General features: G+C 52.3%; 18 protein-coding genes and 1 tRNA gene. 10 read left to right on the top strand and 9 right to left on the bottom strand.

Features of this window, described 5'->3' with window-relative positions:
• The first annotated feature begins 18 nt into the window (after window positions 1–18).
• Entirely contained in the window at window positions 19–1,041 is a 1,023-nt protein-coding gene (locus MTP40_RS03270; RefSeq protein ID WP_156064921.1) for a LacI family DNA-binding transcriptional regulator, read from the top strand.
• 58 nt (window positions 1,042–1,099) lie between these two features.
• On the opposite strand, the gene MTP40_RS03265 is transcribed toward MTP40_RS03270, so the two are convergent.
• Window positions 1,100–1,957 carry an AraC family transcriptional regulator gene (locus MTP40_RS03265; RefSeq protein WP_207684956.1) on the bottom strand — a complete coding sequence of 286 codons (858 nt, stop codon included), beginning with the start codon at window positions 1,955–1,957 and terminating at the stop codon, window positions 1,100–1,102.
• Window positions 1,958–2,085: 128 nt separating this feature from the next.
• Here MTP40_RS03265 and MTP40_RS03260 point away from each other — a divergent pair, with 128 nt between their 5' ends.
• A complete protein-coding gene (locus MTP40_RS03260) occupies window positions 2,086–4,347 on the top strand; it encodes a glycogen/starch/alpha-glucan phosphorylase (RefSeq protein ID WP_207684955.1) in 2,262 nt (753 codons plus the stop codon).
• A 388-nt stretch (window positions 4,348–4,735) separates the two neighbouring features.
• Here MTP40_RS03260 and MTP40_RS03255 read toward each other — a convergent pair whose 3' ends face one another.
• The 8 genes from MTP40_RS03255 to MTP40_RS03220 all read right to left on the bottom strand — a co-directional run bounded on the left by MTP40_RS03255 (window position 4,736) and on the right by MTP40_RS03220 (window position 12,954).
• Window positions 4,736–6,826, bottom strand: coding sequence for a heavy metal translocating P-type ATPase (locus MTP40_RS03255; protein ID WP_249259815.1), 2,091 nt, complete (start codon window positions 6,824–6,826; stop codon window positions 4,736–4,738).
• Window positions 6,827–6,886: 60 nt separating this feature from the next.
• Window positions 6,887–7,171, bottom strand: a complete 285-nt coding sequence (locus MTP40_RS03250; protein WP_005935684.1) for a DUF6110 family protein — start codon at window positions 7,169–7,171, stop codon at window positions 6,887–6,889.
• Between the two features lie 253 nt (window positions 7,172–7,424).
• Window positions 7,425–8,135, bottom strand: coding sequence for a response regulator (locus MTP40_RS03245; protein ID WP_249259814.1), 711 nt, complete (start codon window positions 8,133–8,135; stop codon window positions 7,425–7,427).
• On the bottom strand, window positions 8,128–10,011 hold the full coding sequence (locus MTP40_RS03240) for a DUF4118 domain-containing protein (RefSeq protein ID WP_156076136.1): 1,884 nt from the start codon (window positions 10,009–10,011) through the stop codon (window positions 8,128–8,130). The genes MTP40_RS03245 and MTP40_RS03240 overlap by 8 nt, the downstream gene beginning before the upstream one ends.
• Window positions 10,012–10,290: 279 nt before the next feature.
• Window positions 10,291–10,938: a potassium channel family protein gene (locus MTP40_RS03235; RefSeq protein ID WP_117534951.1), complete on the bottom strand. Its 648-nt coding sequence runs from the start codon at window positions 10,936–10,938 to the stop codon at window positions 10,291–10,293.
• 11 nt (window positions 10,939–10,949) lie between these two features.
• The gene (locus MTP40_RS03230; protein WP_249259813.1) at window positions 10,950–12,287 is read right to left on the bottom strand and encodes a TrkH family potassium uptake protein; all 1,338 of its coding nucleotides are present in this window, start codon (window positions 12,285–12,287) and stop codon (window positions 10,950–10,952) included.
• A 164-nt stretch (window positions 12,288–12,451) separates the two neighbouring features.
• Window positions 12,452–12,703: a DUF6061 family protein gene (locus MTP40_RS03225; protein WP_249259812.1), complete on the bottom strand. Its 252-nt coding sequence runs from the start codon at window positions 12,701–12,703 to the stop codon at window positions 12,452–12,454.
• A 169-nt stretch (window positions 12,704–12,872) separates the two neighbouring features.
• A tRNA-Ser gene (locus tag MTP40_RS03220) sits at window positions 12,873–12,954 on the bottom strand.
• Between the two features lie 628 nt (window positions 12,955–13,582).
• Here MTP40_RS03220 and MTP40_RS03215 point away from each other — a divergent pair.
• The 8 genes from MTP40_RS03215 (at window position 13,583) to MTP40_RS03180 (ending at window position 22,578) form a co-directional block, all read left to right on the top strand.
• Window positions 13,583–13,774 carry a hypothetical protein gene (locus MTP40_RS03215; protein ID WP_097771706.1) on the top strand — a complete coding sequence of 64 codons (192 nt, stop codon included), beginning with the start codon at window positions 13,583–13,585 and terminating at the stop codon, window positions 13,772–13,774.
• Window positions 13,775–13,961: 187 nt separating this feature from the next.
• Window positions 13,962–15,776: a potassium-transporting ATPase subunit KdpA gene (gene kdpA / locus MTP40_RS03210; protein WP_249259811.1), complete on the top strand. Its 1,815-nt coding sequence runs from the start codon at window positions 13,962–13,964 to the stop codon at window positions 15,774–15,776.
• 15 nt (window positions 15,777–15,791) lie between these two features.
• Window positions 15,792–17,861, top strand: a complete 2,070-nt coding sequence (kdpB, locus tag MTP40_RS03205; RefSeq protein ID WP_098923162.1) for a potassium-transporting ATPase subunit KdpB — start codon at window positions 15,792–15,794, stop codon at window positions 17,859–17,861.
• A gap of 14 nt (window positions 17,862–17,875) precedes the next feature.
• The gene (locus MTP40_RS03200) at window positions 17,876–18,019 is read left to right on the top strand and encodes a hypothetical protein (protein WP_249259810.1); all 144 of its coding nucleotides are present in this window, start codon (window positions 17,876–17,878) and stop codon (window positions 18,017–18,019) included.
• A 13-nt stretch (window positions 18,020–18,032) separates the two neighbouring features.
• Window positions 18,033–18,641 carry a potassium-transporting ATPase subunit KdpC gene (gene kdpC / locus MTP40_RS03195; protein ID WP_154277724.1) on the top strand — a complete coding sequence of 203 codons (609 nt, stop codon included), beginning with the start codon at window positions 18,033–18,035 and terminating at the stop codon, window positions 18,639–18,641.
• A 1-nt stretch (window position 18,642) separates the two neighbouring features.
• Entirely contained in the window at window positions 18,643–19,053 is a 411-nt protein-coding gene (locus tag MTP40_RS03190; protein ID WP_112145659.1) for a CBS domain-containing protein, read from the top strand.
• A gap of 137 nt (window positions 19,054–19,190) precedes the next feature.
• A complete protein-coding gene (locus MTP40_RS03185) occupies window positions 19,191–21,884 on the top strand; it encodes a sensor histidine kinase (RefSeq protein ID WP_249259809.1) in 2,694 nt (897 codons plus the stop codon).
• On the top strand, window positions 21,877–22,578 hold the full coding sequence (locus MTP40_RS03180; RefSeq protein WP_207684902.1) for a response regulator transcription factor: 702 nt from the start codon (window positions 21,877–21,879) through the stop codon (window positions 22,576–22,578). The genes MTP40_RS03185 and MTP40_RS03180 overlap by 8 nt, the downstream gene beginning before the upstream one ends.
• Window positions 22,579–22,962: the final 384 nt, after the last annotated feature.

The following is a 22,962-nucleotide window of genomic DNA, read 5'->3' as shown; positions in this document are numbered from 1 at the left end:
ATCAGGGAGGAACAGACTATGGCAGTTACCATCAAGGATGTGGCAGCGGCGGCGGGGGTATCGCCCTCCACCGTGTCCCGCACCTGCAAGGACAGCCCTTCCATCAGCCGGGAAACCAAGGAGCGGGTACGCCGCATTATGGCACAGCTGGGCTATGAGCCGAACTTTGAGGCCGAACCGGTGGAGGCATTTTCCAAGACCATCGGCATCATTCTGCCCTCCTCCCAGCGGGATGTCTACGAGAACGCCTTCCATCTGGAGATCATCCGCGGCATCGGGCAGTTCTGCAACCAGCGGCGGTATGTGAACACGGTCATCACCGGGCAGGACGATACCGAAGTTCTGGATGCCATCCAGAGCATGGTGGCCAACGCGCAGGCGGATGGCTTTATCCTGCTCTATTCCAAAAAGGACTGCCCGGTGGCAGCCTACCTGCGCAGCGAAGGGCTGCTCCATGTCATTGTGGGCAAGGCGGCGCAGTCCGCCAATCAGACCATCTATATCGACAACGACAACGCCCTTGCCGGTGAGGAAGCCACCGATTACCTCTATGAAATGGGCCACCGCCGCATTGCCTATTTTGGTGTCAGCAACGCCATGCTGTTTTCGGCAGAGCGCAGGCGCGGCTACCAGATGTCCCTGCTGAAGCATGGCATCACTCCCCGGGAGGAGGACTGTGTGGAGGTCAACACCCTGAACGACGCTTACGAAGAGCCGCTGAAGGCTCTTCTCACCGCACCGGACCATCCCACGGCCATGCTGGTCAGCGATGACATTCTGGCCGTGGTGCTGGAACAGTTCTGCGGCAAACTGGGGCTGCGTGTCCCGAAGGATCTTTCCATCGTTTCCTTCAACAATTCGCTGTTCTCCCGCATCACCAGCCCCCAGCTGACCACCGTGGACGTGAACCCCTATCAGCTGGGTATGGAGGCCGCCAGCCAGACCATCAACCACATCGAGAACCCGAATCTGCTGGCAACAAAGATCCTTGTGCCGCACAAGCTCATCCCCCGGGAGAGCTGCTGCCCGCCGGAAGTCTGATCAAAACAATGAGGCCGTTCCCTCTCTTTCTCAGAGAAGCGGAACGGCCTCATTTTGTTTATTTTTTCCGGTACTCCCGCGGGGTCATGCCAAAATGTGCCTTGAATGCCCGGTTAAAATAAGAGAGGTTTTCAAACCCGCACCGGGAAGCGATCGTCAGCACCGTCTCGTCCGTAGCGTGCAGCGCTTCGGCGGCGGCATTCAGCCGGTATTCGTTCAGAAAGGCAACAAAGCTCTGCCCTGTCATCTGCCGGAACCAGCGCATGAAGTGGCTGGAACTGAAGGAGCAGACCCCGGCGGCATCGGCGACCCGAAGCCCCTCGGCATAATGGGCAGAGATCCATTGCAGAACGGCTTTCAGCCGCTGGGTATCGGCAGTTTCCACGGGGAACTGCTGTTTCCCCTGCGCAATGAGCAGGGAGAGGAAGCGCAGCAGTGCTCCTTTGACCAGCAGCTCATAGCCGGGAAGCTTGGCGCGGTTGGCTTCCTCCACCTCCCGCAGGCAGGCGGCGGCTTGGAGATAACACAGGTCGTTGGGTGTCAGCCGCGCAGGCAGCAGCAGCCGCCCGCTTTGCAGCGGAAGCAGATATTTTTCGGCGCAAAGGTCCTCCGCACCGCCCAGAAGCTCCAGCTCAAAGATGATATTCTCGTATTCCATCCGCTTCCCCTCTGCCTGCCGCAGGGCGTGGAGGGTGCCGGGCGTAAAAATAAAGATATCCCCCTGGTAGGCCGGGCAGGACACCGCACCCACCTGCACCAGCCCCGCGCCCCGCTTGACAAAGACCAGCTCCATGCTCTCCTGCCAGTGGAGTGCCACCTGCGGAAAATCTCCCGGAATGGTGCAGGGATACAGATTGAAGGGGAACCGCACGGCACCGTGCTGCTTGGTTTCCTGCAATGATGCCTGATTTTGCATCTTCTCACCTCCAGATGATAGGATTGTACCACAATTTGCACTTTTAAGGCAAGATTTCGATTGTTTTATCTGGTATATCTTGCATTATAGATGTCAAACCTGTTTTCCGTAGCAAAGGAGGAGCCATTATGAGCTTTACCGAAACATTACAGAGTATCACCGGCAAGCTGCTGGCGGACTGCACCGATCAGGAGCTGTATCTGGCACTGCTGGAGCTGGTGCGGCAGAAGAGTGCCGACCGCGTGCAGCCCGTCACCGGACGCAAGCTGTATTATATCAGCGCCGAATTCCTCATCGGCAAGCTGCTGTCCAACAACCTCATCAATCTGGGGCTGTATGAAGAAGCCCGGGATGCACTGGCCGCTGCCGGAAAGCGCCTTTCGGACATTGAAGAGGTGGAGCCGGAGCCTTCTCTCGGCAACGGCGGTCTGGGCCGTCTGGCAGCCTGCTTCCTGGATTCGCTGGCAACGCTGAACCTGCCCGGCGACGGCGTGGGCCTGCGGTATCACTTTGGCCTGTTCCACCAGTCCTTTGAGGATGGTGTGCAGAACGAAAAGCCCGACCCCTGGCTCACCGCCCACAGCTGGGCTGAAAAGACCGATGTGACCTACCCGGTGGAACTGGCGGGCAAGGAATACACTGCCCGGCTGTACAAGCTGGCTGTCACCGGTTACGAGGGCCGCACCAACACTCTGAATCTGTTCGATCTGGATACCATCGACGAGAGCATCGTCCATGACGGCATTGCCTTTGACAAGACCGCCATCGACAAGAACCTGACCCTGTTCCTCTACCCGGACGACTCCGATGAGGCAGGCCGCCGTCTGCGGGTGTATCAGCAGTACCTCATGGTTTCTGCCGGTGCCCAGCTCATTCTGGCAGAGTGCGCCGCCCGGGGCTGCAATTACCACGATCTGGCCGACTACGCCGCCATCCAGATCAACGACACCCATCCCAGCATGGTCATCCCGGAGCTGATCCGGCTGCTGGGGCAGCGGGGCATTGAGTTTGAGGAAGCTGTGGAGATCGTTACCAAGACCTGTGCCTACACCAACCACACCATTCTGGCCGAGGCACTGGAAAAGTGGCCCCGCGCCTATCTGGATGCCGTTGTGCCCCAGCTGATGCCCATCATTGAAAAGCTGGACGCACTGGCCCGCACCCGCACCGAGGACGAGAGCCTTGCCATCATCGACAAGGACGACCGGGTACACATGGCCCACATGGACATCCACTTCACCCATTCCACCAACGGCGTGGCAGCGCTGCACACCGAGATCCTGAAAAATTCCGAGCTGCACGGCTTCTATGAGCTGTACCCGGAAAAGTTCAACAACAAAACCAACGGCATCACCTTCCGCCGCTGGCTGCTGGAGTGCGACCCGCGCCTGACCGCCACGCTGGAAAAGCACATCGGTTCCGGCTTCCGCAAGGACGCTGCCGAGCTGGAGAAGCTGCTGGCCTTCGCCGACGACGAAGCCGTGCTGGACGAGTTGACCGCCGTGAAAAAGACCAACAAGGCAGCGCTGGCAGACTGGTTGCTGCGCACCCAGAAGGTGGCAGTGAATCCCGATGCCATGTTCGATATCCAGTCCAAGCGGCTGCACGAGTATAAGCGTCAGCAGCTGAACCTGCTGTACCTCATCCATCAGTATTACGAGATCAAGGCCGGGCATCTGCCTGCCGTACCGCTGGTGAGCATCTTTGGTGCCAAGGCAGCTCCTGCCTACACCATTGCCAAGGATATCATCCACGCCCTGCTGACCCTCTCCAAGGTCATTGCCGCCGACCCGGAGGTGTCCAAGTGGCTGCAGGTGGTATTTGTGGAAAATTACAACGTCACCGCTGCCGAAAAGCTCATCCCTGCCTGTGACCTGTCTGAGCAGATCAGCCTTGCCTCCAAGGAGGCCTCCGGCACCGGCAACATGAAGTTCATGCTGAACGGTGCGCTGACGCTGGGCACCATGGACGGTGCCAATGTGGAGATCAGCCAGCAGGTGGGCGAAGAGAACATTTATATCTTCGGCCAGACCTCCGATCAGGTCATCCACCGCTACGCCGTGGGCGATTACGATCCGGCCCAGTGGGTGGAGGGCGATGCCAACATCCGCCGGGCCATCAGCTTCCTCACCGGCCCGGAGATGCTGGCTGCCGGCCATGCCGAAAACCTGACCCGCCTGCACGACGAGCTGATCCACAAGGACTGGTTCCAGACCCTGCCGGACTTCAACGCCTATGTCGTCCGCAAAGGGCAGGCCCTCGGCGATTACGCCTGCGACCCCATGGGCTGGCGGCGCAAGTGCCTTGTGAACATTGCCAAAGCCGGGATGTTCTCCTCCGACCGCACCATTGCCGAGTATGACCGCGACATCTGGCATCTGGGGAAGTAATCGTTTTTACTTTACGTCATCCCAGCATCCAGCAGTTTCTTGTAGAAGATGCACTGCTTTCTGGTTGTGTAACCTTCGTTTCTCCCCGCCGCAAAACATTCCATATTTTTGACTCCACACTCACCCTCGCATCCTTCTGCAAACACTTTTCATTCTCCGATCTGATTCATACAATGCTATGGCATCGTAGAATCGGGTCGGATTTTTTTGCATTGTTGTTTACAGCACACGGACTAAGAGGGTGGGCACCTAAATATATACCCCCCATACTGGATGTCCAGTATGGGGGGTACATATCACACAACATTTGTGCAACAGCTTCCTTTTTATGGGAAGAGCTATCATTTCGGTACGCCGGAGCATCTGCGGACACTCCGGTGTACTATTTTCACAGGGAAGGCTTCTGCTCCAACAGGTCTGTCATGCTGCGCAGGCTGATGCCAAGGGTGGAAAGGTTATGCAGCATGGCGCTGGTGGCAGGAGGCAGGATGCCCAGAGCCCCCAGAAGGATGAGGGCCGAGTTGAAGCTGAGCACAAAGCGGTAATTGCTGCCCACCCGCTTTTGCAGGGCGTTGGCAATGGCTTTTAAGGTCACCAGCTCTTCCAGACTATCCGCGCGGATGGTCACATCGGCAACCTCCCGGGCGATGGCGGCACCGGAATGGATGGCGATGCCGATATCTGCCGCCGACAAAGCGGGCGAATCGTTGATACCGTCGCCGATCATCACCACCGTATGTCCCTCGGCTTTGGCGTCGCGGACAAAGGCGGCCTTATCCTCCGGCAGCACCTCCGCAAAGCAGCGGTCTACCCCCACCTGCGCCGCAATGGCGCGGGCAGTGCGGTCACTGTCGCCGGTCATCATGACGGTCTGAGTGATGCCCAGCTTTTGGAGCTGGCGCAGCACCTGTGCCGCCTCCGGGCGCAGGGGGTCTGCGATGCAGATGACCCCCGCCAGTACCCCGGATGCTGCCAGATACAGGTGGGAATACTGCGGGTCCAGCCCATCAAACTTTGCCTGTTCCCCTGCCGGGATGGTGCAGCCCTCGTCCTCGAAAATAAAGTGAGCGCTGCCGATGACCACCCGCTTGCCCCCTACCCGGCTGGCAATGCCATGGGCCACGATGTACTCCACCTCGGAGTGCATCTCTTCGTGAGAGATTCCCCGCTCCTTGGCAGCACGGACGACGGCGTTTGCCATGGAATGGGGGAAATGCTCTTCCAGACAGGCGGCAAGCTGCAATACCTCCTGCTCCCCGCAGCCGGAGAAAGGCACCACCTGCACCACCTGTGGGGTGGCACGGGTGAGGGTGCCGGTCTTATCGAACACGATGGTGTCCGCCTTTGCCAACGCTTCCAGATACTTGCCGCCCTTTACGGTGATGTGATATTCCCCGCACTCCCGCATGGCAGAGAGCACTGCCAGCGGCATGGAAAGCTTCAGCGCACAGGAGAAGTCCACCATCAAGATGGAGATGGCCCGGGTGACGTTGCGGGTAAAGGCATAGGTAGCCACCGTACCGGCAAGGCACCACGGCACCAGACGGTCGGCCAGCTGCAAAGCCCGGTTTTCGGTGCCGGACTTGAGCTTTTCCGATTCCTCGATCATGGCCACGATCTTATCGTAGCGGTTGGCACCGCCCTCTGCCTTGGCCACAAGGACGCATTCGCCCTCTTCCACCACTGTTCCGGCGTAAACGGTAGCACCAGTGGTCTTGCGCACCGGCATGGACTCGCCGGTCAGGGCAGCTTGGTTCACCATGGCTTCGCCTTCCAGCACCATGCCGTCCAGCGGGATCATGTTGCCAGAGCGCACCACCACTTCGTCCCCGGCGTGGACACGGGTCAGCGGCACCAACACCTCGCCCTGCGGGGTGCGCACCCAGACCTTATCCACGTTCAGCGCCATGCTGCGAGCCAGGTCATCCAAGCTCTTTTTCCGCGTCCACTCCTCCAGCAGGCTGCCCACAGTCAGCAGGAACATCACCGAACCTGCGGTGCTGTAATCGCCCCGCAGGAGGGAGGCGGTGATGCTGAGCGCATCCAGCACCTCTACCTCCAGCTTGCGGTGCAGCAGGCAGCGGACGCCCTTCCAGACAAAGGCGATGGAGCGCCATACCGTATATGCCGCCGCGATGGGCGCGGGCAGGAACACCTTGCGGAACACCCGGCCCGCCACAAGGTTGACCATCTTTTCCTGATATTCCTGATTGATTTTCCGGCTATCGTGGGAAGTGACCAGCACCTCTAACTCTTCGTTGTCAAAGCGGTAGGCTGCCAGCAGGGCGGCAGCATCCTTCCGGCTGCCCCGGTAGGTCAGCACCACATCTCCGGTGCGCTCGTAGACGGTGGCTTTTTGAATGTTGTCCTGCCCGTTCAGGTAGGCTTCCAGCACATCTGCCCGGTGCAGGGTCATGCGCACGGCGCAGACGTGCACCCGCATCCGTCCCTTACCTTCATGTAAGATCGTACATTTCATTGCTTTTCTTACCCCTCTGCGTAAAAAAGAGCCGCCCAAGGGCGGCTCCGCTGCGTTGTATCACTGTGCAGTCTGCTCTGCGGGCTGTTCAGCCGTATCCTCGATGACCTCCTGTGCAGCCTCGGCGGCGCGGCTCTCGTTGATGGCCTTTGCATCGGCAAGGATGTCACCGGCCTCTTCCTGCACCTTGTTCACAGTCTGCATGGTGCAGTCCTTCATCCGCAGCACCGCAGCGGTGGTCTGGGTGTAGACCTTTTTGGCGTCCTTGCTGGACAGCACCTTGAAGCCGGCAGAGCCGAACACTACACCACCCAAAAACAGTGCAAGCTTTTTTGTATCAAACATATTTATCCCTCATTTCTATGTTTCTTATCTGAGCGCCCATCCCCTTGAGCGGGACGGGCTCTTTATCTCTGTATTGTAGCACGCTTTCGGACTTTTTCAATGGTTTTTAGCGATGTTAGGACGTATTAACATTGTTAGCAGAAGCTTGATATGGAGGATCATTTTCGTCACGCTCACCTGTTCTTGTGGATTGGTTTGAACCCCTCCACAAGATGTGGTCGTGTTCATTCAGGGGCGCACCCTGTTTTTTTTACTATGCTTCATCATTTTCCACGCGCAGCATCCGGTATCCGACACCAACATGAGTCTGGATCAGATGCGGCGCATCCGGGCATCGTTCCAATTTTTTGCGCAGGGATGCCATGTAAACTCGCAAGGAAGCAATGTCATTTTCCTGCGTACTGCCCCATACTTTCTGCGTGAGGGAGGTATGCGTCAGCACTTTGCCCACATTATGCGCCAGCACACACAGCAGCTTGTACTCGATGGGGGTCAAATGCAATTCATTCTCGCTCAACCAGACGCACCCGGCCGAGAAGTCGATCTTCAAAGGACCATTGACAAAAACCGGGCTGTTTATGCTGTCAGAAGCCAGCAGATTCAATCGGCGCTGCGTTACACGCAGTCTTGCCAGCAGCTCATCCACGGAAAACGGCTTTGTCAGATAATCGTCTGCGCCGTTGTCCAGTGCTTCGATCTTATCAGAATCCTCGCTCCGGGCACTCAGGACGATGATGGGCAGGTTCGACCATGTGCGGACGCTGCGGATGACCTCGATGCCGTCTATATCGGGCAGTCCAAGATCCAGCAGCATGATGTCCGGATTGTGGCTGGTAGTCATCATGATTGCCGTTTCCCCATTGGAAGCAGTCAGATATTTATAGCCGTGAGTCTTCAGGGTCGTTGTGATCAGACACCGTACAGGAACATCATCCTCTACGACCAGAATGGTCGGCTTATTCATGGATATTCACCTCGCTTTGCGGCAATGCAAAGGAAAAGACACTGCCATTGGGAATGTTGTCACGCAGGGTCAATGTTCCGCCGTGAGCCGTCAGGATCGCACGGCAGAGGGGCAAGCCCAGTCCAAGGCTGCGGTGGCTGTCTGCGATGCGGCTCTGCCCGGTATAAAACATCTCGAACACCTGTGCTTTTGCGCGCTCCGGAATGCCGGGACCGTTATCTGCAACGTCCACTACGACCTGATGGTCTTTCCGGTAAGCCGAAATCTGAATGACCGAGCCTACGGGGGTGTATTTGATGGCGTTATCCACCAGATTGACAACGACCTGCATGATCAGCCGTGCATCCACATTGACCAGGAGGATCTCGTCCCCATACTGTGTTGTGATGGTGTGTTCGCAGCTTTTCCGATTGACATGGTGCAGTGCTTCTTCGATCATCTCATCCATCAGCTGCGGCGAGATCTGCAGATTCATCCGACCATCCTCAATGCGGGTGATGGAAAGCAGATTTTCCACCAGACCGATCAGCCATTGTGCATCGTCAAAAATATCGGTGCAGATCTTGTTCCGGGTCTCTGTATCCAGCGTTTCTCCGTTGGAAAGCAGATTGCTGGCATTGCCGGAAATAGAGGTCAGCGGGGTGCGCAGATCATGGGAGATCGTGCGCAGCAGGTTTGCCCGCAGCTCTTCATTCCTTGCCTGCAATGCAGCTTGCTCTTTTTCCAGCGCGTTTCTGCGGTTTTCAATGGCCAGCGCGCCTTCACCCAGAATGGAAAGCAGCACACTGTTTTCAAAGGCATCCAGCGGTTTTTCGGACAGGTCGATCCCAACCACTCCAAACACGCCGCCTCCGGTCCGAAGTGCAAGATAAAGCCCCTTTGCGTCCGGGCAGCTATCCGTGCCTGCACCGGAACGCTTTTTGTTTGCAAATGTCCAATTTGCTGCATCCCGTTCTTCCGGTGCAGAAAAGATGTTTTGCACCGTTTTCCCGTCAACCCCAAAAACCTGTTCTGAACCAAGATCTCCGTTTTGTTCCGGGTAGACGATCAGGCTCCGGTTCAGCAGCTTCATCAACTGGGACGCTGTCTGAGAGAGGATTTCTTCCTCGCTTTTTGCTCTCTGTAAAAGCTGATTTGTATCAAACAGTATTTTTGTACGGAACGCCGCCTGTGCAGACATTTTTGCATGGTCTTTCAACCGTGTTGTCAGGGTGCAGGTAATGATCGCAGAGGTCAGCATCAGGGCAAATGTAACCTGATAACCGGGATCATACGCATGGAATGTCAGGCGCGGTTCCGTCAAGAAAAAATTGTATAGCGCAACACTGGCAATGGAGCCCAGCACACCGCAGGTGTAACCGTTGGTACACAATGCGGTGAACAGCACCCCCAGCATATAGAACGTAATAATGTTATAGCGCGCAAAGTCCAATTGTAAAAAGAGAAAGCCGATGAGCGTGATGCAGCTCAAAATGCCTGCGGTGATCAGTAAATCGCGGACAGAAGGCAGAAACGGACGGATGAACAGCTTTCTTCCTGAACCGTAGCCGTTCTCTGCAGAAGCATCCGGGATGATATAAATATCCAGATTAGGCGCAGTCATCGTCAATTTTTCAGTCAGTGACGGTCCACTCCAGAAATGGCGGCGATGTACGCTGGAGCGCCCCAGCACGATTTTTGTAATGCCGGAGATGCGGGCAAACTCTGCGATCTGCTGCGGAATGTCATCCCCGTAGATCGTAGAAATGTCGGCACCTGCCTGCTCTGCCATACGAATGTGCTGCTGCAAGCGCCGACAGTCTTCTTTTCCCATCTGATCCGAGTCAGGCGTCCGGACATACAGAGCTGTAAAGGTCCCTCCAAATGCCTTTGCCATCGTTGCTGCCGTCCGCACGATCTTTGCATTGGAGGGAGAGGACGACAGACACGCCAGAATATGTTCAGTGGGTGGGTCGTTCTGATTCATAAAGATCACCTGCCTTGCCCACAGTATAGCACAATTTGATGGTCACGACCACCAGCCACGTCTTTTTCCTTCCTGTCGAAGGATCTCCTTCCGCATGTGATCCAGCGCATCTGCTGCCCAAAAGCCACTCAACATGACTCCAAGAACCATCAACAACAAAACGACATCCATATGATCCGTCCTATCTTTTCAGAGCCGGAAACACTTTTGGATCAATGCGTATTTCCCCAAAACCAGTATGCTTTCATCCCGGCACAGCTGCGTATCCGGCGTAATGTTCATATCGAGCTTTCCGTCTTTTTTCAGCGCAAGAATATTGATGTTATACTTTTTTCGGATATTGATCTCGCCGATCGTGCGATCCATCCATTCCGGCGGAATGGTCACTTCCATGATGGCGTGGTCGTCCTGCAGCTCGATATAATCGAGAATGTGTTCGGAACTGTATCGGATCGCTGCCCACTTTGCCAGCTGCTTTTCCGGGTAGACCACTTCATCCGCACCGTTGCGCAGCAAAAACTTAGCTTGTACATCCCGCTCTGCACGCGAGACCACAAGCTTTGCCCCCAATTCTTTGAGCAGTGATGTTGTTTCCAACGAACTCTGAAAATTACCGCCGATCGTTACGATACACACATCAAAATTGCCGACACCAAGGGAGCGCAGAAAGTATTCGCTGGTGCTGTCACCGATCTGTGCATTCGTCACATAGGAAAGCACGGCGTTCACACGGTCTTCGTTGCTGTCGATTGCCATGACCTGATGACCCAGCTCATTCAGTTCCTGCGCAATATGGCGGCCAAAACGGCCAAGCCCGATCAAAAGAATCGATTTCATACTTGTCTCCTTTATCCGATTGCGATCTTCTCCTGCGGCAGACGAGAGTGGGCAGGGCTGCTGCCAAATGCCGCATAGATCAACGTCAATCCGCCAACACGTCCTAAAAACATCAGTGCGATCAGCACCCCCTGCGAAAGGACCCCCAACTGCGGCGTGACGCCCAATGTCAGACCTACCGTTGCCACAGCCGATGCGGTCTCATACAGACAGACCGACATCGGCAGCTGCTCAGCCGCAGCAATGACAAAGGCTCCGAGGAAGAACAGCGTCAAATACATCCCTGCAATCGTAGCAGCATTCTTGACCGCAGAACCATCTATGCGCCGCCCGAAAAATTCGGCATCTTCTCTGCGGCGGAAGGTCGCCCACATATTGGCCAGCAGAACGGCAAATGTTGTGGTTTTCATGCCGCCTGCCGTAGAGCCGGGCGAACCGCCCAACAGCATCAGAACCACCATCAATGCCTGTGAAGTGCTGCCCATCGCAGCAAGATCAGCGGTGTTAAAGCCGGCAGTACGGGGGGTAACAGATTGGAACATCGACAATAAAATGCGCTGCCGGGCAGAGCCTGCCGTGAACTCGAAGCAATAAAAGTACAGCGCCGGCAGTACCAGAAGAAACGCCGTTGTGACAAGGATCACCTTGCTCTGCATCCGATAACGGTGAAGATCAAGGCGATATGTACAAATGTCCTCCCATGTCAGAAAGCCAAGGCCGCCAAAGACGATCAGTGCAGCGATCACTGTGGTAAGCAATGGATTTCCTGCATACCGTGTCAGCGAAACAAATTTTGCCCCCTCTGTTCCCAGCAGGTCAAAGCCGGCATTGCAGAACGCCGAAATGGAATGAAACAGTGCATACCAGATCCCGCGCAAACCATAATCGGCGCAAAATGTCGGCAGCAGCAGTGCAGCACCGACCAATTCAAACAGGGCGGTGATCCGCAGAATAAAGCCTGTCAGCCGCACGATGCCGCCCATCTGCGGGGCAGCAGTAGCTTCCTGCATCGTGCTGCGCTGCTTGAGGGAGATCTTTCGCCCGGAAAGCAGCGCAAAGGCAGCACCCACCGTAATGACGCCCAATCCTCCGATCTGGATCAGAAGAAGAATTACGCTCTGCCCGAATGCCGACCAGTAGCTGCCGGTATCCTGTACCACAAGACCGGTCACGCAAAGGGCAGAAGTGGAGGTAAACAGTGCCTCATGGAACGGTGTGACGCACCGCTGTTGTGTAGCAATCGGGAGCATCAGAAGCAATGCGCCCACCAGACCAACTGCCGCAAAACCTGCAATAATGACCTGAAAAGAAGAAAAACGGTGCTGCCTGTAACGAGGATATTGAATCATAAAAACTCCTTTACCTATCCGTGTGCATAAAGATTAGCATGGAATAAATAAAAGAGCCGTAAAGAAAATTGTAGAAGTATAAAGATTCCATTAAAATTAATCGGCCAGCACTAAAAAATGCCGGACATCACCAGCTCAAAAAAGCGGTAATGTCCAGCATTCATTTAGCTTTCTAGTCCATGGCTCCCAGTCACATTCTTCAAATATTCCTCCGGGTCACCGTTTAGAATCAAATCGGCATAGCCCAGTGGGTCATTGTAGATAAGGTAATCCAATTCCGACCTCTGCGCCATGGTCATGTCCAGCGTATCCGTGATTCCGGTGCAGTCGATAGAAACCTTTCTGCCATCCCGGAGCAGCAGCTCCACACAGCCGGTGTCCATGTTGAAATGGCAAGCTCTTGCATCGTACTTCATGTTTGTGTCCTTTCCGCCTTACGGCACTCTTACAGTGGTCTGTCGTGCTTTTTTATGATAAGGTCTAGGACGTTTTTTCGATAGAGGCAAGGGATTCGTTCTGTTTTCCAAAGAATACAAAAAATCCAAACCCTTCTCCTATCGGAAAAAAGTTCGGATTTTGTTGACGTGGTGCACCTCCAGGGACTCGAACCCTGGGCCCACTGATTAAGAGAAATCAACGTGCAACAATCGTCAATTTTCAAAATTGCGTCAATTCATTATTTTTATCGTTTTATCGTAAATTCGTGTTTTGCATCTGCTGCATCCTTTGCACCTGTTGTTCCCTCTTGCATCCGTTATCCAGCCGTTCCGGTGTGCAAAAAGTGTGCAAAAATGTGCAGAGCCAAAATCAGCCCCTTAAAGCAGGCATCGGATTTTTATGCAAAGCCGGGAAAATGGCCGGGTTCGAACCCAAAATGGCAGCTACAATCTTGCCTGTTTAGCCCAAACATCAAATGTACATCAACAACTACGATTCATGGCAGGGATTTGGACAACTGCGATCTCTTATAAATCCAAAGCAGCTCTTTCTATGTGGACTTTTCTGGGTGGAAATACCCAGAGGGTTCACTTTTTTTATTTTATCGGCAGCGCCTCCATCCGGGCTATACTGCTGTTTTGACATCTATTTGGCAGCAAAACCCTGAAGGTTCACGACTCGTTATAAAGCGTGACGGATTTCAGACAAAAGCGCACAAGGCTTGAACAAAGCCGTAAGATCACTTCCTGGAGCGACAAAAACTTATACAATCTTTGTTCCGATTGCAGAACCCTTTCCCCCACTTAATACTTTTAGCGGTATTATGGCTTTGCAAGAAAGGAATGAGGTGAACAATTATGAGCATTACAAATGCGGCGAGAAGATTTGAACAGAGATTTGACGCAAAAGCGGAGCGCTTTATTTGGCATCATCCGCTACTTGGCTCCATCTCCATCTTTGTTGGAATGCCCTTACTGGTTTTGGCGTGTGTCTGTATCAGTACGATCGTTATCGCCTTTCCTATGGCATGGCTTTTGGGATGGTTGTAATCTTTATTTCATCTTTAAACGCACAAAAGATGACTAATGCCATTTTTAGAGGAAAGGGTTTATGATATTGGGGACAGCAAAAAAGGAGGTTGAATCTTATGCAAATGCTAATTGCACTCATAGGTGTATGTGCGGCAGCAATGCTGCTGTGGTATGTCTATATTTTAATGAAGGGAGATGATCAGGCATGAGCACCATGATTCAGTATGTTTTATACCTTGCCATTCTGGTTGTTTTGGCAATTCCGCTGGGCGCATACATAAAAAACGTCATGAGCGGCGAGAAAACTTTTTTGTCCAAAGTTCTGACACCGTGCGAAAACCTGATTTACAAGGTTACGCGTGTAGACAGAGAAGAACAGATGACATGGAAAAAATATGCGGTAAGTGTAATGATTTTTTCCAGTATCGGCCTTGTTTTTCTGTTCCTGCTTCAACTTCTGCAGGGAGTTCTTCCCGGAAATCCGCAGCATCTTTCCGGTGTGAAATGGGATTTGGCATTTAACACTTCTGCAAGTTTCATTACCAATACAAACTGGCAGGCATATTCCGGTGAATCCACATTGAGTTATCTCACTCAGGCTTTAGGTCTGACTGTTCAGAACTTTGTTTCCGCAGCTACAGGTATCGCCGTTCTATTTGCATTGATCCGTGGCTTTATCAAGGTGAAATCCTCCGGGTTGGGAAGCTTTTGGGTGGACTTGACCCGCATTGTGGTTCACATCCTACTCCCGCTGAATCTGGTCATTTCTCTGTTGCTGGTAGGCGGCGGCGTGATTCAGAACCTGAAAAGTGCAGAAACAGTATCCCTTGTAGAACCGATTGCCGTCAGTGCAGAAGGCGAAATCCTTGAGGATGCGGTAATTGACTTAGACACCGAAACCGTCACTGTAGATGGCGAAATCGTTTCGGATGCACAGATCGTCACCGAGCAGTTCGTACCGATGGGTCCTGCGGCCAGCCAGGTCGCAATCAAACAGACCGGCACCAACGGCGGCGGTTATATGGGCGTCAACTCCGCACATCCTTTGGAAAATCCCAATGCCTTTACCAATCTGATCGAAATGATTTCCATTCTACTGATTCCGGCGGCACTGTGTTTCACATTCGGTTCTGCGGTAAAGAACAAGAAGCAGGGTGTTGCGATCTTTATGGCAATGTTTCTCTGCCTGGTTGTTGCTTTGGGCTGTATCGCCGTCACTGAACAGGTTGGCACCCCCCAGCTTGCACAAAACGGCGCAGTCAATATGTCAATGGCCGAACAGGCAGGCGGCAATATGGAGGGCAAGGAGACTCGCTTCGGCATTGCAGCGTCCTCTACCTGGGCAGCTTTCACCACAGCAGCTTCTAACGGCTCTGTAAATTCCATGCATGACAGCTACACGCCGCTTGCCGGTATGGTGACTATGCTGCTGATGCAGCTCGGCGAGGTTGTTTTCGGCGGCGTGGGCTGCGGCCTTTACGGTATGCTTGCTTTTGCTATTCTGACGGTGTTCATTGCCGGTCTGATGGTAGGCCGTACACCGGAATTCCTTGGCAAGAAAATTGAGCCTTATGAGATGAAATGGTCGGTACTGGTTTGCCTTGCAACACCCATTGCAATTCTGGTCGGCAGTGGCCTTGCCGCCGTAGTACCCTCTGTCATGGACAGCCTGCATAACGGCGGTGCCCACGGTTTCTCTGAAATGCTGTATGCCTACTCATCCTGTGGCGGCAATAACGGCTCTGCCTTTGCCGGTTTCAATGGGAATACCGTATTTCTGAATGTAAGCCTGGGACTGGTGATGCTCTTTGCCCGGTTCCTGCCCATCATCGGCACACTTGCAATCGCAGGCAGCCTGGCTGGGAAAAAGAAAATTGCCACGACTGCGGGCACCTTGTCTACCACAAATGGAATGTTTGTTTTCCTGCTGATTGTTGTGGTATTGCTGATCGGTGCGCTGAGCTTCTTCCCGGCGCTTGCTCTTGGTCCACTTGCTGAGTTCTTTGGAAGCATTGCGTAACGGAGGGTTACAGATATGAGTACAAAACAGAAAACTGCTTTTGCCGACCGGAAAATGCTTGGCAGGGCAATTAAAGATTCTTTTGTGAAATTGAGCCCGAAAACACAGGCAAAAAATCCGGTCATGTTTCTGGTTTTTGTGGCTGCTATTTTGACCAGCATTCTTTGGGTGGTGTCCCTGTTCGGCTTAAAAGACGCTCCAAGCGGATATACGCTGGCGATTGCAGTGATTCTTTGGTTTACCGTGCTATTTGCCAATTTTGCCGAGGCCATTGCAGAAGGCCGAGGCAAGGCACAGGCTGATTCTCTCCGGGCATCCCGTAAGGACGTAGACGCGCATAAGATTCCCTCTGTCTCGGAGAAGGACAGCGTGACCGTGGTTCCCTCCGCTCTGCTGAAAAAGGGGGAACTGGTGATCGTCAAAGCCGGAGAGCAGATTCCGGCAGACGGCGAAGTCGTAGAAGGGGCGGCATCTGTGGATGAAAGCGCCATCACCGGCGAATCCGCTCCTGTAATTCGTGAGGCAGGCGGCGACCGCAGCGCTGTGACCGGCGGCACCACTGTACTGTCGGACTGGATCGTTGTCAGAGTGACCAACGAAGCCGGAGAGAGCTTTCTGGACAAGATGATTGCGATGGTAGAAGGTGCTGCCCGGAAAAAGACGCCCAACGAAATTGCTTTGCAGATTTTTCTGGTAGCCTTGTCCATCATCTTTATTTTAGTAACAGTCTCCCTCTACACTTATTCTATTTTTTCTGCAAAACTGGCAGGAATTGAGAATCCCACCTCTGTAACAACTCTGGTTGCGCTGCTGGTATGCCTTGCTCCTACTACCATTGGTGCCTTGCTTTCTGCCATCGGTATTGCCGGTATGTCCCGACTGAACCAGGCAAATGTTCTGGCCATGAGTGGACGCGCCATTGAAGCCGCCGGTGATGTAGACACTTTGATGCTTGACAAAACCGGAACCATCACTCTGGGCAATCGACAGGCATCGGAGTTCATTCCGGTAGATGGTGTAGATATTCAGGAACTGGCAGACGCCGCTCAGCTTTCTTCTCTGGCAGACGAGACCCCTGAGGGCAGAAGCGTTGTCGTGCTGGCCAAGGAACAGTTTGGAATTCGTGGCAGAAGCCTTCAGGACAAGAATATGCACTTTGTCCCATTTACTGCCGTGACCCGTATGAGCGGCGTCGATTTTGACGGCAACGAAATCCGAAAAGGCGCAGCAGACGCCATGCAGAGTTATGTGACCCATGCAGGCGGTATGTATTCTCCGGACTGTGATCGAGTTGTCAAGTCTATTGCGTCCAAGGGCGGCACACCTCTGGTCGTAGCTAAGAACCACAAGATCCTCGGCGTTATCTATCTGAAGGATATTATCAAGCAGGGTGTGAAGGAGAAATTTGCAGATCTGCGAAAAATGGGTATCAAGACCATTATGATCACCGGCGACAATCCGATCACAGCTGCGGCCATTGCTGCCGAGGCCGGTGTGGATGATTTTCTTGCGGAAGCAACCCCGGAAGGAAAGCTGGCAATGATCCGGGATTTTCAGGCCAAGGGTCACTTGGTAGCCATGACAGGCGACGGCACCAACGACGCCCCGGCTTTGGCACAAGCAGACGTTGCAGTTGCCATGAACAGCGGCACACAGGCAGCAAAAGAAGCAGGCAATATGGTGGATCTGGACTCTTCGCCTACAAAACTGATCGACATTGTACGCATCGGCAAACAGCTTTTGATGACACGAGGCAGCCTGACCACCTTCTCCATTGCTAACGATGTGGCAAAATACTTTGCCATTATTCCGGCGCTGTTTGTGGGACTTTATCCGGGTCTGTCTGCTCTGAATATTATGGGGCTGCACTCCCCGCAGAGTGCTGTCCTCTCTGCGATCATTTATAATGCACTCATCATTATCGCGCTCATTCCGTTGGCGCTGAAAGGTGTGAAATACCGTGAGGTCTCTGCCGGAAAGCTGCTGTCACGGAATCTGCTGGTTTATGGGCTGGGTGGTCTGGCTGCTCCCTTTATCTTTGTGAAACTGATCGATATTCTGCTTGTATTTACCGGTCTGATGTAAGGAGGATGCATCCTATGAATGCAGTAACAAAGAAAACGATCTCGTATTTTGAAGGAATGCTTGGAATAAGCTTCGCCGTTCTATGTGCGACCACCCTGCGTTTCGCCCTGTGGAAGCCGGAATTGCTTCAGAAAATTTTTCTCACCATATTCGGGTAAGGGGGTATCTATCATGAAAACGATAAAAAGTGTCCTGCCAAAGGCAGGCATGATCTTTTTGATCTTTACTCTGCTGTGCGGCGTAATCTATACGGGTGTTGTCACAGGAATCGCTCAGCTTATTTTCCCGGATAATGCAAACGGAAGCATCATTGAAGTAGACGGGAAAAAATATGGCTGTGAATTACTTGGGCAGCAATATACAGATGAAGCCCACATGTGGGGGCGCATTATGAATATTGATGTTTCAACCTATACGGATGAAAACGGAAAGGCACTGATGTACGCCGCTCCCTCCAACCTCTCTCCGGCAAGTGAGGAGTATGCACAGCTCGTGGCAGAGCGGGTAGAAAAGCTCCGGGCTGCCGATCCGGACATGGACGAAACGGCCATTCCGGTGGACCTGGTTACTTGTTCCGGCAGTGGGCTTGATCCCCATATTTCCCCGGCAGCAGCGGAATATCAGGTAGCACGCATTGCAAAGGCAAATGATATGACCGAAGATGAAGTGCGTGAGATCATCCAAAACTGCACCGACGGACGATTCCTTGGCATTTTTGGCGAAGAGACCGTCAATGTGCTGGAAGTCAATCTGATGCTGGACGGTATTCTGGAGAAGTGAAATGAACATAGCTAAAATCATGATTCCCAAAATCTCCACTGTATTTCTTTATGAAAAGGATACGATTCGTCAGGGATTGGAACGGTTTATGGTACATGGCTATACCGCTGTCCCGGTACTGAATGATCAGGAACAGTATATTGGAAGCGTGACGGAGGGAGATTTCCTCCGCCACCTTCTTGCTTGCCAGACAACAGACTTGAAAGTACAGGAGGGATACCAACTTGGCAGCATTGTTCGCAGAGATTTTTGCCCTGCGTTACAAATAGATGCAGATTCCGAGCAGGTTGTAACTGCAATGCTGAATCAGAATTTTGTCCCCATCGTTGATGGCCGGAATGCTCTATGCGGGATTCTGACAAGGAAACGGCTGATTGAATTTCTGGCACAAGCTCGTGATAAAAAAGAATAAGTCCTGCATCTTTAGACGGCCTTAATACAGATACGCATTCTCTTTTACCTTTTTTACTCCCTTTGATTTATAATTACCATAGCCGCATCCTTTGCAATGATTTCCGGTCGGAAGATTTCTTTGATAGGAGGGTTAAAATGGAACTGCCAAGACAAGATCCGGATCAGCTTCTTCGTGCGATCCGTAACGATGCATCCACTAAGAAAAGCGGAAAACTCAAAATCTTTTTCGGTTATGCCGCAGGTGTCGGAAAGACCTATGCCATGCTTCAGGCGGCTCATCAGGCTAAGGAGCGTGGCATCGATGTGGTTGCTGGATACATAGAACCCCATGCCCGACCCCAGACGATGGCACTTCTGGACGGCTTGGAGCAGCTTCCTGTGAAACAAGTTGCTTACGAAGGAATGACCCTTCGTGAATTTGATATTGATGCTGCGCTCAAGCGAAATCCCCAGCTCATACTGGTGGATGAGTTGGCCCATACCAACGCCGAAAGCAGTCGGCACACGAAGCGGTATCAGGATATTCAGGAACTGCTAAATGCTGGAATTGATGTCTATACGACTGTAAATGTCCAACATATCGAGAGTCTCAACGATACAGTAGCCTCTATCACCGGAATTCTTGTGCGAGAGCGCATTCCGGATTCCACCTTTGATCAAGCAGATCAGGTAGAACTGGTGGATATTGAGCCTGCGGAGTTGCTGGAACGACTGGCAAGTGGAAATGTGTACCGGGAAGATCAGGCGCAGCGGGCAACAGTTAATTTTTTCACGCTGGAAAATCTCACCGCATTGCGGGAAATCGCCCTCCGTCGGTGCGCTGACCGGGTGAACTTACTGACGGAAAGCGCCAGAGTACAGAGCCGAGGCGATTACCATACAGACGAGCGCATTCTGGCATGTCTTTCCTCGTCGCCATCCAACGCAAAAATCATTCGGACTGCTGCAAGGATGGCAAGAGCCTTTCGGGGAACATTTACCGCTCTTTATGTGGAAACGCCAAATACAGCGGCGATGAGTGACGATGATAAAAAGCGTTTGCAGGATAATAAGCGTCTGGCCCAGCAACTTGGCGCTACGATTGAGACAAGTTATGGCGATGACGTGCCTTATCAGATTGCGGAATTTGCCCGTCTTTCCGGCATCTCAAAAATCGTAATTGGACGAAGTACCATTGCACGAAAGAATATTTTCAGCAAGCCCACCTTGACGGAACGCCTGATTTCCAGCGCACCTAATCTGGATATTCATGTGATACCGGATGCCAGCATAGGAACCAGCTATCAGGAAAAAAAGAGTAAGGCGCAGGTAGATGCGATGCCCCTGCGTGATGTTCTGAAGAGTATCGTCGTATTGCTGGTATCTACACTCATTGGCTGTGGCTTTGACGCTCTTGGGGTCACGGAAAGTAATATTATCGCAGTTTACATATTAGGCGTACTTGTGGCCGCTGTAATCACAACCAACCGACTGTGCGGGATTCTGACCTCGGTTGTCAGTGTGCTGGTTTTCAATTTCTTTTTTACCACTCCGAGACTGACATTCCATTTTGACGATCCGAACTATATTGTTACCTTTACCATTATGTTTATAGTAACACTGCTTTCCGGATCTCTCGCTACCCGGCTGAAAGAAAATGCGAAACAATCTGCCCATACAGCTTACCGTACAAAGATTCTTTTTGAAACTAACCAGCTTCTACAAAAAGAGCAGGATGAGAATGCGGTAATCACCGCTACGGCAGGGCAGCTCATGAAGCTGCTGAAAAAAGATATTGTCGTCTACCTGTCTGATGGTAAAGAACTTGCCACCCCTAACGTTTTTCGTGCTGTTAATAGCATTCAGGAAAATTTAATTTCTGAGAACGAGAAAGCAGTCGCCGATTGGGTCTTCCGAAACAATAAACACGCCGGTGCCACAACAGATACATTATCTAATGCAAAGTGTTTATACCTTGCGATTCGGGTCAACCAGCATGTATATGGAGTGGCTGGTATTGCGGTGAACGGTATTCCGCTGGACTCTTTCGAAAACAGCGTACTCCTCTCTATTCTGGGCGAGTGCGCTTTGGCACTTGAAAACATCAAAAACGCCAAAGAAAAAGAGGAAGCGGCTGTTCTGGCGCAAAATGAACAGCTTCGTGCTAACCTGCTGCGGGCAATCTCTCATGATCTTCGAACCCCTTTGACAGCGATTTCTGGCAGCGCAGACAATTTGCTTGCAAATTATAAAAAGATGGATGATGCATTGCGGGAGCAGACCTTTACCGATATTTATGACGATTCCATGTGGCTGATCAATCTCGTTGAAAACCTGTTGGCCGTCACACGAATTGAGGGCGGACAGGTCAATCTAACTCGGAGTATCGAACTCATGGATGAGGTCGTTTCTGAAGCACTGAAGCACATCAACAGAAAGAGTAAAGAACACACCATTCGTGTGACCAGCGGGAATGACTTTATCCTTGCCCACATTGATGCGAAGCTGATCGTTCAGGTGATTATCAATTTGGTTGACAACGCCATCAAATATACCCCTGTCGGTTCAGTAATTGAAATACATACCGATCAAAAAGAGCAATGGGTCACGGTTTCCGTTTCCGACAACGGCCCTGGGATTCCAGATGAGCAGAAGCCCCGTATTTTCGATATGTTTTATAGTGGGGCCAATAAAGTGGTCGACAGCCGCAGAAGCCTTGGATTGGGGCTGTCCCTCTGCAAGTCCATTGTGACCGCCCACGGCGGCACGATTTCCGTATCAGACAATCAGCCAAATGGCACTGTGTTCACATTTACATTACCCGCCGGGAAGGTAGAACTTCATGAATAAACCTTTGATATTAGTGGTTGAGGATGATCCATCTATACGAAATCTCATTACAACCACATTGAAAACAAATGATTATCGTTATGTGGTAGCGCCCAGTGGCTCGACAGCCATTATGGAGGCCACATCGCACAATCCTGAAATCATCTTGCTGGATTTGGGCTTGCCGGATATGGATGGCGTTCAAGTCATTCAAACGGTACGCTCCTGGTCCAATGCCCCCATCATTGTAATTAGCGCCAGAAGTGAAGATAATGACAAGATTCATGCATTGGATGCCGGAGCTGACGATTATCTGACAAAACCTTTTTCTGTTGAAGAATTATTGGCTCGACTTCGGGTGACGCAGCGAAGACTCTCTCTGATGACGGCAGAGATGTTTACTGCCAGTTCTGTATTTGTGAATGGTAAGTTGAAAGTGGATTATGTCGGGGGATGCGCTTATCTGGATGAAAACGAACTTCACCTGACACCCATGGAGTATAAGCTGTTGTGTCTGCTGTCCAAGAATGTCGGCAAGGTACTGACCCATACCTTTATCACACAAAATATCTGGGGCCGCAGTTGGGATAACGATGTGGCTTCCCTGCGGGTATTTATGGCAACACTGCGGAAAAAGCTGGAGCCAACAGAGGAGTCCCCGCAATACATCCAAACACATATTGGTGTGGGCTACCGTATGATAAAAGTAGAATAATACTATGCGGTCGGCCAGTGTTCACAGATGCATCAGATGTTCAACATACCGAATTGAAGCTCATGCCGAATCACCGTTTGAATTTGCGGTCGCTGCGAACCTTTCTGACCGTGGATGACGAAACGTTTGAACGCTTGCAGAAACGGTTTGAGAGTATGGTACGATAACCTGTTTCTGATTTAAAAAACTTGTCAAGAGGGCTGGCACCGTCCAGTCCTCTCTCTTTTTGCCAAAGTTCCCCTTTCTTTTTCTTGCAAGCTGCCGAAATCAGCGTGTTCTCAAAACTTTTTTGTTGACATGGCTCGATTTTTGTGGTAACCTATTCCAACAATTTAATATAACATATTTTACTTAGAGTTCCAGCTCGGCTCCCGAAGGAGCCGG

The sequence above is a fragment of the Faecalibacterium sp. IP-3-29 genome (genome assembly GCF_023347335.1).
Taxonomy (GTDB): domain Bacteria; phylum Bacillota; class Clostridia; order Oscillospirales; family Ruminococcaceae; genus Faecalibacterium; species Faecalibacterium duncaniae.
The sequence above is the reverse complement of the archived record's forward strand: the minus strand, read 5'-3'. Positions and strand labels throughout refer to the sequence as shown.